This window comes from Pseudosporangium ferrugineum (genome assembly GCF_003002065.1).
In the GTDB taxonomy this organism is placed as follows: domain Bacteria; phylum Actinomycetota; class Actinomycetes; order Mycobacteriales; family Micromonosporaceae; genus Actinoplanes; species Actinoplanes ferrugineus_A.
Genome location: NZ_PVZG01000050.1, coordinates 1 through 14,153, shown reverse-complemented (window position 1 = coordinate 14,153; position 14,153 = coordinate 1). Strand labels below are relative to the sequence as shown.

Annotated in this window: 13 protein-coding genes; 8 read left to right on the top strand and 5 right to left on the bottom strand. The window is 75.3% G+C overall.

Annotated elements, in window-relative coordinates; all coding sequences use genetic code 11:
• The first annotated feature begins 105 nt into the window (after window positions 1-105).
• The 5 genes from CLV70_RS38130 to CLV70_RS38110 are packed head-to-tail and all read left to right on the top strand — an operon-like array spanning window position 106 to window position 5,143.
• On the top strand, window positions 106-930 hold the full coding sequence (locus CLV70_RS38130; RefSeq protein ID WP_146164338.1) for a hypothetical protein: 825 nt from the start codon (window positions 106-108) through the stop codon (window positions 928-930).
• The gene (locus tag CLV70_RS38125; protein ID WP_106131488.1) at window positions 927-1,520 is read left to right on the top strand and encodes a DUF4129 domain-containing protein; all 594 of its coding nucleotides are present in this window, start codon (window positions 927-929) and stop codon (window positions 1,518-1,520) included. The genes CLV70_RS38130 and CLV70_RS38125 overlap by 4 nt, the downstream gene beginning before the upstream one ends.
• Complete coding sequence (locus tag CLV70_RS38120) at window positions 1,517-2,845, top strand: DUF4350 domain-containing protein (RefSeq protein WP_106131486.1); 1,329 nt, start codon at window positions 1,517-1,519, stop codon at window positions 2,843-2,845. Before CLV70_RS38125 ends, CLV70_RS38120 begins: the two co-directional genes overlap by 4 nt.
• The gene (locus CLV70_RS38115; RefSeq protein ID WP_106131485.1) at window positions 2,842-3,816 is read left to right on the top strand and encodes an AAA family ATPase; all 975 of its coding nucleotides are present in this window, start codon (window positions 2,842-2,844) and stop codon (window positions 3,814-3,816) included. Before CLV70_RS38120 ends, CLV70_RS38115 begins: the two co-directional genes overlap by 4 nt.
• Window positions 3,817-3,823: 7 nt before the next feature.
• A complete protein-coding gene (locus CLV70_RS38110) occupies window positions 3,824-5,143 on the top strand; it encodes a DUF58 domain-containing protein (protein ID WP_106131484.1) in 1,320 nt (439 codons plus the stop codon).
• On the opposite strand, the gene CLV70_RS38105 is transcribed toward CLV70_RS38110, so the two are convergent.
• Window positions 5,115-5,561 carry a DUF6314 family protein gene (locus CLV70_RS38105; RefSeq protein WP_106131483.1) on the bottom strand — a complete coding sequence of 149 codons (447 nt, stop codon included), beginning with the start codon at window positions 5,559-5,561 and terminating at the stop codon, window positions 5,115-5,117. The genes CLV70_RS38110 and CLV70_RS38105 overlap by 29 nt on opposite strands.
• Window positions 5,562-5,626: 65 nt before the next feature.
• Between CLV70_RS38105 and CLV70_RS38100 the strand changes: the two genes are divergently transcribed.
• Window positions 5,627-6,211, top strand: a complete 585-nt coding sequence (locus CLV70_RS38100) for a biotin transporter BioY (protein ID WP_106131482.1) — start codon at window positions 5,627-5,629, stop codon at window positions 6,209-6,211.
• Window positions 6,212-6,219: 8 nt separating this feature from the next.
• Here CLV70_RS38100 and CLV70_RS38095 read toward each other — a convergent pair whose 3' ends face one another.
• Window positions 6,220-7,215 carry a stage II sporulation protein M gene (locus tag CLV70_RS38095; RefSeq protein WP_106131481.1) on the bottom strand — a complete coding sequence of 332 codons (996 nt, stop codon included), beginning with the start codon at window positions 7,213-7,215 and terminating at the stop codon, window positions 6,220-6,222.
• A gap of 41 nt (window positions 7,216-7,256) precedes the next feature.
• Here CLV70_RS38095 and CLV70_RS38090 point away from each other — a divergent pair, with 41 nt between their 5' ends.
• A complete protein-coding gene (locus CLV70_RS38090; RefSeq protein WP_106131480.1) occupies window positions 7,257-8,201 on the top strand; it encodes an RDD family protein in 945 nt (314 codons plus the stop codon).
• Between the two features lie 3 nt (window positions 8,202-8,204).
• Here the strand turns inward: CLV70_RS38090 and argS are convergent, their stop codons facing one another.
• Window positions 8,205-9,872, bottom strand: a complete 1,668-nt coding sequence (gene argS, locus CLV70_RS38085; RefSeq protein ID WP_106131479.1) for an arginine--tRNA ligase — start codon at window positions 9,870-9,872, stop codon at window positions 8,205-8,207.
• 173 nt (window positions 9,873-10,045) lie between these two features.
• On the opposite strand from argS, the gene CLV70_RS38080 reads away from it, so the two are divergent.
• Entirely contained in the window at window positions 10,046-10,495 is a 450-nt protein-coding gene (locus CLV70_RS38080; protein ID WP_106131478.1) for a phosphatase domain-containing protein, read from the top strand.
• Here the strand turns inward: CLV70_RS38080 and CLV70_RS38075 are convergent.
• Together CLV70_RS38075 and CLV70_RS38070 are read right to left on the bottom strand one after the other, a co-directional pair.
• Window positions 10,479-11,819: a methyl-accepting chemotaxis protein gene (locus tag CLV70_RS38075; protein WP_146164337.1), complete on the bottom strand. Its 1,341-nt coding sequence runs from the start codon at window positions 11,817-11,819 to the stop codon at window positions 10,479-10,481. The genes CLV70_RS38080 and CLV70_RS38075 overlap by 17 nt on opposite strands.
• Window positions 11,820-11,851: 32 nt before the next feature.
• Window positions 11,852-13,927, bottom strand: coding sequence for a methyl-accepting chemotaxis protein (locus CLV70_RS38070; protein WP_106131476.1), 2,076 nt, complete (start codon window positions 13,925-13,927; stop codon window positions 11,852-11,854).
• Window positions 13,928-14,153 lie beyond the last annotated feature (226 nt).

Here is a 14,153-nt window from a genome sequence, read left to right as displayed (position 1 = left end):
GCAGCGATCTGGCACAACAACAAGACCGGCGCACCCGTCACCCGGTCACTGATCGCCTACGACCACTGACCGGGATATCGGAACTACTCGTCTAGGATCGCGGCCATGTCCGCGCAGCCTGATCTGCCGCTGCGTCCCATGACGCTCGGTGAGCTGGTGGATGCCGCCATGACGGTGCTCCGGGCCCGGGCGCTGCCGCTGCTGGTCACCGCCGGGGTGCTGGCCGCGGTCGAGCAGGCGCTGCTGCTGCCGCTGCGGGCCGCCGCCTCCGCGTCGCCGCCGCTGTACGGGCCCGCGCGGGAGAATTTCGGGTCGTGGTGGGTGCTGGTGGCCGCCGGGTTCGCCACCGAGGGGTTCATCATCTGCGTGCTGGGGGCGCTCGCGTCGGCCATCGCCGGGCCCGCGTTGATCGGGCGGTCGGTGCGGGGGCGGGAGCTGTGGCGGCGCGTACGGCCGCTGCCGACCTTCCTCGCCGCCTGCGTCTTCGGGGTGCTGTGCGGGGCGTCGGCGTTCGCCGGGTTCGTCGCGTGGATCTTCGTGTACGGGTTGTTCGGCCTGGTCAGCGCCGTCCTGGTGATCGACCGGTCGGGGCTGTTCGCGCGGGCCGCCGGGCTGGCCGTGCGGGGCGGGATGCGGGCGGCGTGGACCCGGCTGGCCGCGTACGTGACGTGGCTGGCCGTGCGGGTGGTGCTCGGGGCCGGCTGGGTGGCCGTGTTCGCGTGGGTCGCCGACGGGGAACCGGGCTGGCAGGCCTGGCTCACGCCGGTGGCGTGGGCGCTGGGCAACACGGTCGCGTACGCCGCGCTCGGCTGCGTCGACGCGGTGCTGCTGCTGGAGACGCGGATCCGTACGGAAGGGCTGGACATCGCCGTGAGCCGGGCCCGGAGCCGGGGCGACGACCCGGCCGCGGCCCTGGTGTGGGCGCCGTGACCCGGGCCTGGGACGAGTTCGCGGCGTCCGTCTTCGACCGGATCTCGCCGCAGTCGCTGTTCCTGCTGCTGCTCCTGGCCGCCGCGGTGGCCGGCGCGCTGTGGTACTGGTTCCCCGCCTGGGTGCCGCGCCGGTTCCCCCGGGTGCGCCTGCCCCGGCTGCGGCTGCCGCGCTGGCGGCTGCCGCGGTTGCGGCGGCGGAAAAGGAAGAAGAAGCCCGCGGGCACGGAGAAGGCCCGGACGGCCCCCGCCTTCGAGCCCAGCGTGGTGCTGCCCGACGGCACCCTGCTCGCCGACCGGCTCGCCGCCGAGGGCCGGTACGCCGAGGCCATCCGGCAGCGGCTGCGGGACATCGTCGGCGACCTGACCGCGGCCGGCGTGGTCTCGCCGCTGCCCGGCACCACCGCCGCGGAGGTCGCCGTCACGGCCGCCACCCAGCGTCCCGCCGTCGCGGCCCCGCTCGCCGGCGCCACCGACCTCTTCTCCGACATCTGGTACGGCGACCGCCCGGCCGGCCGCGACCACGACGACCACATGCGCACCCTGACCGGCGAGGTCCGCACCCGGATGACGACGGGCGGTACGCCGTGAAGAACCCCCGCAGGCTCCGCCTCGTCGCGCCCCTGGCGGCCGTCCTGGCCCTGGCCACCTTCACCGGCATCGTGCACGCCGTGGAGCAGCCGGACCCGACCGACGCCGCGTTCCTCTCCCCCACCAGCGACGAGGGCGAGGGCGCGCGCCTGCTCGCCGACGGGCTGGCCCGCGAGGGGATCGTGGTGGACGTGCGGCGTACCACGCCGGAGGCGCTCGACGCGGTCGGTTCCGGCGAGGCGGCCACCGTCTTCGTGACCGCGCCGGCGCTGGTGTACCGGGCGTACCTGGAACGGCTGGTGACGCTGCCGGCGCAGGTGCGGGTCGTGATGGTCGCGCCGACCGAGTCCGACCTGCGGCAGGCCGGGCTGGACGTGCCGGTCGGCGGTCCGCGCTGGACGGCCGCCGCGCCGCCGCCGGGCTGCGCCGCCGGGTTCGCGGACGCCGGCCCGGCCGCGGCGCTGCGCCGCACGTACGACGCCGGCGCGTACGAGCCGGTGGTCTGCTACGGCGGCGGGGTGGCAGAGTTCCAGGCCCGCGGGTACGCCGAACTGACGCTGGTCGGCGCCGCGGACCCGTTCCGCAACGACCGGGCCGACGAGCACGGCAACCGGCGGCTGGCCCTGGGCCTGCTGTCGCGGACGCCCCGGGTGGTGTGGCTGGACCTGCACGAGCGGGAACGCGCGCCGCGGCCCACGCCGACGCCGACCCGCCCGGCGGATCCCGGTGAGCCGGAGGACGAGGGTTACGAGGACTGGACGGACGACGGCGGGCGCGGCGACGGCCCCGGGCAGCCGACCCCCGCGCCGGCACCGGACGGCGAGGGCGACGGCGGCTCGCAGGGCGGCGCCCTGGGCGACAGCGCCCTGGCCCAGGCGTTCCCGCCGGCGGTGTGGGCGACCCTCGCGCTGCTGGTGCTGGCGGCGGTCGCGCTGGTCCTGGCCTCGGCGCGGCGGCTGGGCGCCCCGGTGGCCGAGCCGCTGCCGGTGCGGGTGCGGGCGGCGGAGACCGTGCGCGGGCTCGGCGGCCTCTACCGGCGGGCGGGTGCGCGCGGCACGTCGCTGGCGACCGTACAGTCGGCGGCGCGGGCGCGGCTCCTCGACCACTTCGGCCTGCCCCCGGACACGCCGATCGATCCGCTCGCCGCGCGGGTGGCGGCGTACACGGGGGTGCCGGAGGACGACGTGCGGCACCTGCTGGGCGGCGGGGTCGAGGACAGCGACGAGGAGCTGGTCCGCGCCGCGACGGCCGTGCAGGACCTGGTCCGGCACGTGACCGGGCAGCAGAACTGGCAGCAGGCACCGGACGAGGGGAATGTGACGTGACGTCTTCGGTATCCGTGGAGGCCCTCGCGGCCCGCGACGCGTTGCAGCGCCTGCGGACCGAGGTCGCCAAGGCGGTCGTCGGCCAGGACGCGGTGGTGAGTGGCGTGGTCATCGCCCTGCTCTGCGGCGGCCACGTGCTGCTCGAGGGCGTGCCCGGCGTCGCGAAGACGCTGCTGGTGCGGGCGATGGCGGCGGCGCTGGACGTCGACACCAAGCGGGTCCAGTTCACCCCCGACCTGATGCCGGGCGACGTGACCGGCTCGCTGATCTACGACGCGCGCTCGGCCGCCTTCAACTTCCGGCCCGGCCCGATCTTCACGAACCTGCTGCTCGCCGACGAGATTAACCGGACGCCGCCGAAGACCCAGGCGGCGCTGCTCGAGGCGATGGAGGAGCGCACGGTCAGCACCGACGGCGAGTCCCGCCGGCTGCCCGAGCCGTTCATCGTGGTGGCCACCCAGAACCCGATCGAGTACGAGGGCACGTACCCGTTGCCGGAGGCGCAGCTCGACCGGTTCCTGCTGAAGCTGGCGGTGCCGCTGCCGGAGCGGGAGGAGGAGCTGGGCGTGCTGCGCGCGCACCACCACGGCTTCGACCCCCGCGACCTCAAGGCCGCCGGCGTGGGCCCGGTGGCCTCCGCCGCCGACCTGGCCGCCGGCCGCGAGGCCGTACGCCGCGTAGCCGTGGCCGAGCCGGTGCTGGAGTACATGGTCGACCTGTGCCGTGCCACCCGGGTGTCGCCGGCGCTGGAGCTGGGCGCGTCCCCGCGGGGCACCACCGCGCTGCTGGCCGTGGCGAAGGCCCGCGCCTGGCTGAGCGGCCGCGAGTACGTCATCCCGGACGACGTGAAGGCGTTCGCGATCCCCGTCCTGCGGCACCGGGTGCGGCTGCGCGCCGAGGCGGAGCTGGACGGCGTCACCACCGACTCGGTGCTGCGGTCCGTTCTCGGCGCCGTGCCCGCGCCCCGCTGAGCCGGTCGTGGTCACCAGGCGCTTCGCGCTGCTGCTGGCGCTCGGCGTACCGCTGCCGGCGCTGCTGCCGTCGCCGTGGCTGCTGACCCTGGCGGTACTCGGGCTGGCGAGCGGCGCGGCGGTGCTGGACGTGCTGGTCGCCGCCCCGCTCACCGGCGTCACGCTGCGGCGCGAGGGCGACGAGACGGTGTGGCTCGGCGACACGGCGACGACCACGCTGACCGTCGGCAACACCGCGCGGCGGCCGATGTGGCTGCGGCTGCGCGACCGCTGGGTGCCGTCGGCGGGCGCGGACCACACCGAGCACCGGCTGAACCTGCTCGGCGGCGAGGAGCAGCGGGTCACGACCACGCTCACGCCGACGCGGCACGGCGACCGGGCCGCGGTGCGGGTGACGCTGCGCTCGTACGGGCCGCTGGGGCTCGCCTACCGGCAGCGGTCGCAGCGGTGGAACGGGGCCGTGACGCCGAAGTGGTCGCTGCGGGTGCTGCCGCGCTTCCCGTCGCGGCGGCTGCTGCCGGAGAAGCTCGCCAAGCTGCGCATCTTCGACGGCGCGGTGGTCACCCGCGGGCGGGGGCAGGGCACCGAGTTCGACGTGCTGCGCGAGTACGTGATCGGCGACGACGTGCGCTCGATCGACTGGCGGGCTTCCGCGCGTACGCATGACGTGGTGGTCCGCACCTGGCGCCCCGAGCGTGACCGCCGGGTGGTCTGCGTGCTGGACACCGGCCGCACGTCGGCGGCGCGGATCGGCGACGAGCCCCGGCTGGACGCCGCCATCGACGCGGCGCTGCTGCTGGCGGTGCTGGCGTCGAAGGCGGACGACCGCGTCGACATGCTGGCGGTGGACACGGCCGTCCGCGCGAAGGTCGAGGGTGGCGGCCACCGCACCCGGCTGCCCCGCCTGATCAGCTCGATGGCCGCCCTGGAACCGGCCCTGGTGGAGACGGACTTCGGGCTGGTCGCCGGCGATCTGCTGCGCCGCGACCACAAGCGGGCCCTGGTGGTGATCTTCTCGGCGCTGGACGCCGCGCCGATCGTCGAGGGGCTGCTGCCGATCCTGTCGCGGCTGACCACCAAGCACCGGGTGGTGCTGGCCAGCGTCCGCGACCCGGAGACCGCCCGGCTCGCCCACCTGCCCGGCACCGGCGCGACCGCCGAGGAGGTGCACCTGGCGGCGGCGGCCGAGCTGGCGCTGGCCGAACGCGACCGGGTCCGGGCCCTGCTCGGCCAGCAGGGCGTGATCGTGGTCGACGAGCCGCGGGAGACCTTCGCCTCGAAGGTCTCCGACGTCTATCTCATGCTGAAGGCGGCGGGCCGGCTGTGACCCTCGCGTACGTGGTGGCCAGCTCGTAGTCCTTGCGGGGGCCGACGGCGTGCCAGTGCTCGGTGAAGCCGTCCGGCCCGGTGATCCGCCCGGTGACCGTGTAGTGGTCCGGGTCGCACGGGTGCGTGGCGTGCCAGCGGTCGCCGTCCAGGTCGAGCCGGTAGAAGGCGCGGCCGTCCGCAAACCGTACGTCCACCGTACCATCGTCGCATTGTTGGTATGTCAGCTCACGCGTGGCCGGTCCACGGTGCTCACCGATGCTGACCTCGCCCTCCTCGGCGTAGCGCAGCGTCCCGCCCGGCTCGCGGGTGAAGCGCGCCCGGCCGGTGAACGACCCCTCGGCCCCGGCCCGGTGATCGAGGATCACGCGGCGCACGGTCCACTCGCCCTCCAGGAACGCCGCCGGTGTGACGTGCACGACGGCTCCGGGCCCGGGAGCTTGATAATTTCGGGCCACGCCCACCGCCCTTCGGAGGATCCCCCATGTCGCAGGCAGCCACGCTACGTCAGCCGCGCCCGCTCGTGCTCGCCGACCTGATCCCGGGCGCGCTCGCCCGTGACGTCCTCCTGGTCGCCGGCGGCGCCGGCTTCGTCGGCCTGCTCGCGCAGATCGCGGTGCACCTCCCGGGCACACCGGTGCCGATCACCGGGCAGACGCTGGGCGTGCTGCTCATCGGCGCCGCCTACGGCTGGAAGCGCGCGGCCACCACCATCGCCCTGTACGCGGCCCTCGGCGTGGCGGGCGTGCCGTGGTTCGCGGGCGGCGGCAGCGGCTACGCCGGCGCGTCGTTCGGCTACATCGCCGGCTTCCTCCTCGCCGCGACCGCCGCGGGCGCACTGGCCGAGCGCGGCGCCGACCGCACGATCCTGCGCTCCCTGCCGGCGATGCTCCTCGCCGAGCTCATCATCTACGGCGTCGGCATGACCTGGCTCGGGCTGTACGCCGACCTGACGTTCGCCCAGACGGTGGAGAAGGGCCTGGTGCCGTTCCTGCTCGGCGACGCGGTCAAGGCGGCGCTGGCGGCCGGCCTCCTGCCCGCCGCCTGGGCCCTCACCGGCCGCCGCTGAGGCGCCGCTCAGGCCGTCGGCACCTCGGCGGTGGTGTGCTCCGGGGCGAGGTCCGTGCTCTCGCCCCGGCGGTCGGCCGCGGCGCCGAGGCCCAGGGCGTACCCGAGGAAGGCGAGCCAGACCGCCAGGCCGATGCCGATGCGGACCGGGTCCGGCCAGCCCGACGGGGTCACGTACGCCTCCAGGATGCCGGAGACCAGGAGCATGACGACCAGGCCGAGCGCGACCAGCATGCCGGCGCGGGCGCGTTCCGCCAGTGCCCGGCCGCGGGTGCGGTGCGGGCCCGGGGCGATCCAGGCCCAGCCGATGCGCAGGCCGACGCCGGCCGCCACGAAGATGGCCGTCAGCTCGAGGAAGCCGTGCGGAAGGATGTAGACGAAGAAAGTCTCGCCCTCGCCCGCGTTCATCATCAGCGCGCCGGTCAGGCCCAGGTCGAAGGTGTTCTGGGCGAGGATCCAGAGGACCGGCACGATCAGCACGCCCGAGGCGAGGCACTGCCCGGCGATCATCGCGTTGTGCGTCCACACGTTGGCCGCGAAGTTCTGCGCCTGGTATTCGCTGTAGTAGCGGACGAAGTCCTCGCCGGCGTACTGCTCGCTGACCGCGGGCGGGACGAAGGTGGCGATGATCTCCGGGTGGGCCGCGAAATACGCCATCAGCCCGCCGGCGACCAGCACGTTCAGCACCGTCACGGCGAGCCACCAGCGCCGGGAGCGGTAGAGCTCCACCGGCAGGGTGGTGGTGAAGAAGCGGGCCACCGGGCGCCACGAGAAGCGCCGGCCGCCGGTGACCGCGGACCGGGCCGCGATGACGAGCTGGGACAGCGTGGCGAGCAGGATCGGGTCGGGCGAGTGGCTGCGGACCACCGACAGGTGGGTGGCCGCGCGCTGGTAGAGCAGCACCAGCTCGTCGGCCTCGGCGGCCGTCAGCTTGCGGCGGCGGGTCAGCGCGTCGAGCCGGTTCCACTCCCCGCGGCGCTCGCTGACGTACGCGTCCAGGTCCACCGGCGCAGCGTATCGGGCGGGCCATCGGGTTAACTATCGGCATGACTGTGGCGGTGCCGGCGACCGGCGGGAACGGCGAGCAGCTCGTCAACGGCGAGGCCGTCGAGGTCGACGTGCGGCACGCCCGGATCGGCTCGCGGGGCCTGGCGCTGCTGCTCGACATGGTCGTCCAGGTGGTGCTCGGCCTGCTGATCTTCAGCCTGAGCGGGGCGCTCTCCGCCCAGCTGCTCGGCGACGCCGTCGACGAGGCGTTGATCGAGGCCATCGCGACCACGTCGGTGATCCTCGCCTTCATCGCGTACCCGACCGTCGCCGAGACCCTGAGCAACGGCCGCAGCCTGGGCAAGCGGGCCATGGGCCTGCGGGTCGTCCGGGAGGACGGCGGCCCGATCCGGGTCCGGCACGCCCTCGTGCGCAGCCTGGTCGGCGCCGCCGTGGAATGGCCCGGCCTGCTGTTCCCGCCGTTCACCTGGGCGGTCGCGCTGACCACGATGCTCTTCTCGCCGCAGGGCCGGCGCCTCGGCGACCTGGCCGCGGGCACGTTCGTGATCCACGAGCGGGCGCCGGCGCCGTGGGGCTGGGTGCCCGCGATGCCGCCGGGGCTGGGCGCCTGGGCCGCCGCCCTGGACCTGACCAACCTCGACGACGACCTGGCCCTGGCCGCGCGGCACTACCTGGCCCGCGCCGCCGAGATCCGGCAGCCGATGAACGGGCGGTTCGCGCACGGCCTCGCCGCCGAGGTGAGCGAGAAGATCGGCCAGCCGGTCCCGCCCGGAGTGCCGTCGTGGATGTTCCTGAGCGCCGTGCTCGCCGAGCGGCGCCGCCGGGCCAACGAGCGGGTGCACGCCACCCGGGCGCTGACCCAGCGGATCTGGCCGGGCTTCGGACGGCCGGCCTGGTCCCGGGCCATCGGGCCGACCTGGGACCCGGCCGGCACGAACCCGCCCCTGCTCGGCGTCATGAAGGAGGAGGGGCGGCCGTCCTGACGCTCACAGGTGCGCGGGCGTGGCGATCCCCAGCAGGTCGAGGCCGCGCCGCAGGGTGCGCCCGGTGAGCAGGCAGAGCGACAACCGGCTCTCGCGTACGCCGTCCTCCGCCTTCAGCACCGGGCACTGCTCGTAGAAGGTGCTGTAGAGCGACGCCAGGCCGTACAGGTAGCCGGCCAGCCGGTGCGGCTCGAGGGTGGCGGCGACGGACTCCACCACCGGCTCGAAGGAGAGCAGCTCCAGGGCCAGCGCCCGCTCGGCCGGGTGGGTGATCCGCACCGCCGGGCGGAACGCGCCGGCCCGGTCGAGGATGGAGCGGATGCGGGCGTACGCGTACTGCAGGTAGGGCCCGGTGTTGCCGGTCAGGGCGAGCATCCGGTCCCAGTCGAAGACGTAGTCGGACCGGCGGTCGCCGGCCAGGTCGGCGTACTTGATCGCCCCGACGCCGACCGCGGCGGCCACGGCCGGGTCGGGCGCCAGCGCCGACGCCCGGGTCACCGCCTCGTCGAGCAGGGCGGCGAGCTTGACCGAGTCGCCCGAGCGGGTGCGGAACATCCTGCCGTCGGTGCCGAGGATCGAGCCGAACGGCACGTGCTCGGCACTCACGCCCTCGGGCAGCCAGCCGGCCGCGGCGGCCACCGCGAACACCATCGCGAAGTGGGTCCGCTGCGGGGCGCCGACGACATAGAGCAGCCGGGTGGCGCCGAGGACGCGGGTCCGGTGGCGGAGGGCGGCGAGGTCGGTGGCCGCGTACCCGAATCCGCCGTCGCTCTTGCGCACGATCAGCGGGAGCGGCCCGCCGTCGCGACCCGTGAAACCCTCCGGGAACACGCACAGCGCGCCGTCGCTCGCCACCAGCAGGCCCTTGGCGTCCAGCTCGTCGACCACCGACGCGAGCTGGTCGTTGTAGCCGCTCTCGCCCGCGAAGTCGGCCTCGGTGAGGGTCACCCCGAGCCTTTCGTACGCCGAGAGCAGGTACCGCCGCGACTCGGCGACCAGCGAGCGCCACAACCCGAGCGTCTCCTCGTCGCCGGACTGCAACCGCACGACCCGCAGCCGCGCCCGGTCCCGGAAGTCCTCGTCGGCGTCGAACTTGGCCCGTGCCGCCTGGTAGAACGCGGTCAGGTCGGCGGCCCGGGACACGCCGGTGGCCCCCTCGTCGAGCAGGTGCTCGATGAGCATCCCGAAGGCGGTTCCCCAGTCGCCGACGTGGTTGGCGCGGATCACGTCGTGGCCGAGCCATTCGAGCGTACGGGCGAGCGCGTCGCCGATCACCGTCGAGCGCAGGTGCCCGACGGTCAGCTCCTTGGCGATGTTCGGCGCCGAGTAGTCGAGCACCACGGTCCGCGGCTGTTTCGTCTGCGGCACGCCGAGCCGCGCGTCGCCGGCCACGTCGGTCAGCGCCGCCGCGATCAGCTCGTCGGCGACGGTCAGGTTGACGAAGCCGGGCCCGGACACCTCGGCGTGCGCGACCCCGGCCAGGTCGGCGCGGGCGGTCACCGCCTCGGCGAGCTCGCGGGGGGACCGGCCGAGCCCGCGCGCGAGCGGCAGGACGGCCCCGGACTGGAAGTCGGCATGCTGCGAGCGCCGCACGGCGGGGTCGACGGCCGCGTGCGCGACCTCGGCGAGCGCGGGGGCGAGCCGCGCGGAGAGCAGAGCTTCGAGATTCATGGCAGACCCATCGACGGTACGCGGGAAGGCGGGCCGGCCGGGAGCCACGGGGAACCTGCGACACCGGCGGGCGACCCGCCGGTGGAGGACACGTGTCAGCTCAACCGGAGGGTTCTGATCCGGCGTCGCTCGCGGTTGATGCTGGGCACGGTACGAGCATAGTGGGACCCGTGATGACTGGCGAACCAGATCGGCCGTGGGACCCGGCGGCGCCCGGCGTGCTGGCGCTGCCGTCCGGCCGGCTCGTGCGCGGCCGGGGCCTGCGCAGACCCCTTCCGGCGGGTCCCGAGCCGCGGTTCGGCGTCTACCTGCTCGGCGCCGCTCCCCCGCCCGTGGCGTGGGAGAGCCGCTGGGTGCGCTGGCCCGACTTCCGCCTGCCCGCCGACCGGAAGCTCGCGGCGGCGGTGCTGCGGGACGCGTGGGAGCGGGCCGGCGCCGCGCGGGTGGAGGTCGCCTGCGGCGGCGGGCGGGGACGCACCGGGACGGCCCTGGCCTGCCTGGCGATCCTCGACGGGGTGCCGCCCGCGGAGGCCGTCGCCTACGTCCGCGAGCGTTACGACCGGCACGCCGTGGAAACACCGTTCCAACGTCGGTACGTCCGTACGTTCACCCCGTATGGTTGAGGTGGTCGAGGTAGCGCTCCAGCCGCTCGGCCGTCGCCCCGTCGGTGATCATCAGCTGGAGCCCCGCCTCGTCACCCGCCGCGCCGATGCCCAGGCTCTCGATCCGGGCCAGCACCTCGATCGGCTCGCCGGGGACGCCCAGCCCCTCCACTTCGACCATGTCCCCCGCGGCCAGGTCGGCCGCCGCCGGACGCACCCGTAGCCCGCCGGTGCTCACGTCGATCAGCGCCGCGTCCACCGGTTCGCTGCCGCGCCGGTGCAGGCGCACCGTGCCGCTCGCGTCCACCCGCCGGGACTGGCGCCGTTCCAGCTGCGCGGCCAGGCCGGACATGTCCTCGACCCGGCCGATGGTCCGGCCCATCCGCTCGGTGAGCCGGCCGACCACCGTGCCCTGATCGCTGGCGACGGCCCGCAACGAGGTGGCGGCCTCCCCCACGCTGCCGATCCCGGCGACCATCGCGGCGATCGCCCCGGCCATCCGGGCGGTGTCGCGCTCCAGCTCGGCGATGGTCCCGGTGATCTGCTCGGTGGAGTCGGCCGTGCTGGTGGCCAGCTGCTTGACCTCGTCGGCGACGACGGTGAAACCCAGACCCAGCTCCCCGGCGCGGGCCGCCTCGATCGTGGCGTTGAGGGCGAGCAGCCGGGTCTGGCCGGCGATGCCGCGGACCAGCTGGGCGGTGTCGGCGACCCCGCGCAGGCTCCGCTCGAGCTCGGCGATCACCTCCTCGGCGCGGCGCGCGTGGTCCACCACCGCGGAGGTCGCCGCGTCGGTGGCCGCGATGCCGCCGTCGATCGTGTCGGCGGCCCGGCGTACGGCGCCGACCTGCTCGGTGACCAGCCGCAGCTCCTCCGCGATGACCGAGGTGGACTCGTCGATGATCTCCTGGGCGCGTTCCCGCAGCCGCCGCTCGGCCTGCTTCTGGTGCTGGAACCCGATCTGGAACTGCTCCTCCCGCCCGGTACGGATCTCGCGCTGCCGCTCCGCGCGGGCGCGCAGCAGGGTCCGCGTCCCGGCGAGCGCCCGGCCGATGTCGCCCAGCTCGCCGGGGCCCTGCGGCACCGGCAGGTCCGGCCCGCCGTCCTCGGCCAGCGCCCGGATCGCCGCGACGGCACGGGCCGTGTCCCCGCGCATGCGCCGGGTCGTCGCGGCTGCGTACCCGGCGGCGACCACCAGGCCGGCACCCGTCAGGGCCGGCACGGCGGCCTGTCCCCGGCGCAGACCGCTGTAGCAGGCCAGGACCGCGGGGACGGCGAGGAGCAGCACCACCGTGGCGAGCCGCGGACCGGTACGCATCGGGCGCAGGAAACCGGGCGCCATCCGCATGCTCCGATTCCACCACGGGACCGTGCCGGTCCTCAGCCGGTTGGCGGTGCTGAGACGCTCTCGCCGGTGAGGTCGGCCAGGTAGCGGTCGATCCGCTCGCCCGTGCCGGCCTCGGTGATCATGAGCTGCAGCCCGGCCTCGCCCTCCCGGTCGCCGTGGCCGACGTTGTCGACGCGGGCCCGTACCGGGATCGGCTGGTCCGGGTGGCCGAACCCGTCGACGTCGACCAGGTCGCCGGCGGCCAGCGCGCCGGGCGCGCACCGCACCCGCAGGCCGGTGGCGTTCACGTCGATCAGCTCCGCCTCGACCGCGTCGCCGGTGCGGCCGCGCAGGCGTACCGTGCCGGAGACCCGGACCCGCTCCGACCGGCGGCGCTCGATCTGGGCGGCCAGGCCGGACATCTCCTCGACCCGGCCGATGGTCCGGCCCATGCCGTCGGTGAGCCGGCCGACCACCGCACTCTGGTCGGCGGCGACGGCGCGCAGCGAGGTGGCGGCGGCACCGACGCTGCCGATGCCGGTCACCATCGCGGCGATCGCCTCCGCCATCCGGGCGGTGTCGCGCTCCAGCTCCGCGATGGTGCCGGTGATCTGCTCCGTGGACCGGGAGGTGCTGGTGGCCAGCTCCTTGACCTCGTCGGCGACGACAGTGAAGCCCTGACCCAGCTCGCCGGCGCGGGCCGCCTCGATCGTCGCGTTGAGGGCGAGCAGCCGGGTCTGCGCGGCGATGCCCTGCACCAGCTCGGCGGTCGACGCGACCCGGCGCAGGCTCTGCTCCAGCGACCCGATGACGGCCTCGGCCTGCCGGGCGTGGTCCACCGCGGCGGCGGTCGCCTCGTCGGTGGCCGCGATGCCGCTGTCGATCGTGCCGGCCGCGCGGCTCACCTCGCCGACCTGCTCGGTGACCCGGTGCAGCTCCTCGGAGATCACCGAGGTGGACTCGTCGATGATCGCCTGCGCGCGTTCCCGCAGCCGCAGCTCGGCCTGCTTCTGGTGCTGGAAGCTGAGCCGGTGCTGCTCCTCCCGGACGGCCGCGGCGTCGCGCAGCCGGTCCTCCTGCGCCGCCATCCGGGTCCGCGCCGTGTCGAGCGCCTGGCCGAGATCGCCCAGCTCGTCGCGGCCGGCGGGGACCGCCCGCTCGCCCAGGTCGCCGTCGGCGAGGGCGCTGACGCCGCCGACGGCCAGCGCCACGTCGTGCCGGGTACGCCAGAGCACCCCCACGGCGAACCACGCGGCAAGCACGAACCCGCCGATCGTGATGGCCAGTACCACGAGCCGCTCCCGGGTGAAGCCCCCGACGCGGGTGGTGAGCAGGTCGTCGAGCACCTCGACCAGCGGTCCCACGGCGTCGCGCAGGGCGGTGGCCGCCGCCGTGACGTCGGCGGGGCCCGGGTTGGCGAGCGTGTCGGTGAGGTTCTTCGCCAGCGCCGCCAGCACGTCCGCCGCCCGGACGACAGCGCCCAGCCGGTCGGCGAGCCCGCCCATCGCGGTGTTCGCGGCGGCGGTCGTGACGTCGTTGCGCAGGCTGTCGGCGGCCCCGGACAGCTCGCCGGCGCGGACGGCCTGGTCGGCGACGGCGCTGTTCCCGCCGCCCTGGCCGGCGGCGGCGGCCTTCGCGGCGGCCACCAGCGCCTTCGGCAGCTGCACGATCTGGGCGTCCATCACGTAGAAGGAGTCCAGGTCCGGGTCGAGGATCAGGTTCGACCGGTTGCCGGCCTCGGTGACCAGGGCCGCCAGCCCGGTGGCGAGGGCGAGGCGCCCGGCCGGCGAGTCCCCCGCGGAGCCGGGCACCGCGCCGAGGGCCTCACCGAGGTGCAGCGACGGCCGGGAGGCCACGGCGGAGCGCACCGCGCCGAGGTCCGGCTGCCGGCCCGCCACCGCCTCGGCGAGGGCCAGCAGCGCCGGACGGACGACCACCAGGCCGTCCCGCTCGGCGGCGCTGAAGTCGATCTTCGAGTCAGCCTCGCGCACGTAGCCGTACGTGGCCGCGACGCCGGGGATCATCAGGACCAGCACCAGCGTGGCGAGCCGCAGACTGGTGCGCATCCGGTCGGCGGCCGCGAGCACCGGGCGCAGTGCCGCGGGCGCGCCCCGATCGTTGCCCAGCACCGGCCGCTACCGCGGGCCCGGGCACACGGTGCCGGCGGTCAAGATCGCGCACATGACCCGATTGCACCACGGAGGGGAGCCGCTTCTCAGCCGGTTCGCGACAACGGAGCGGCTCGCGCCCGCACCGGCCACTAGACGAGTAGTTCCGATATCCCGGTCAGTGGTCGTAGGCGATCAGTGACCGGGTGACGGGTGCGCCGGTCTTGTTGTTGTGCCAGATCGCTGC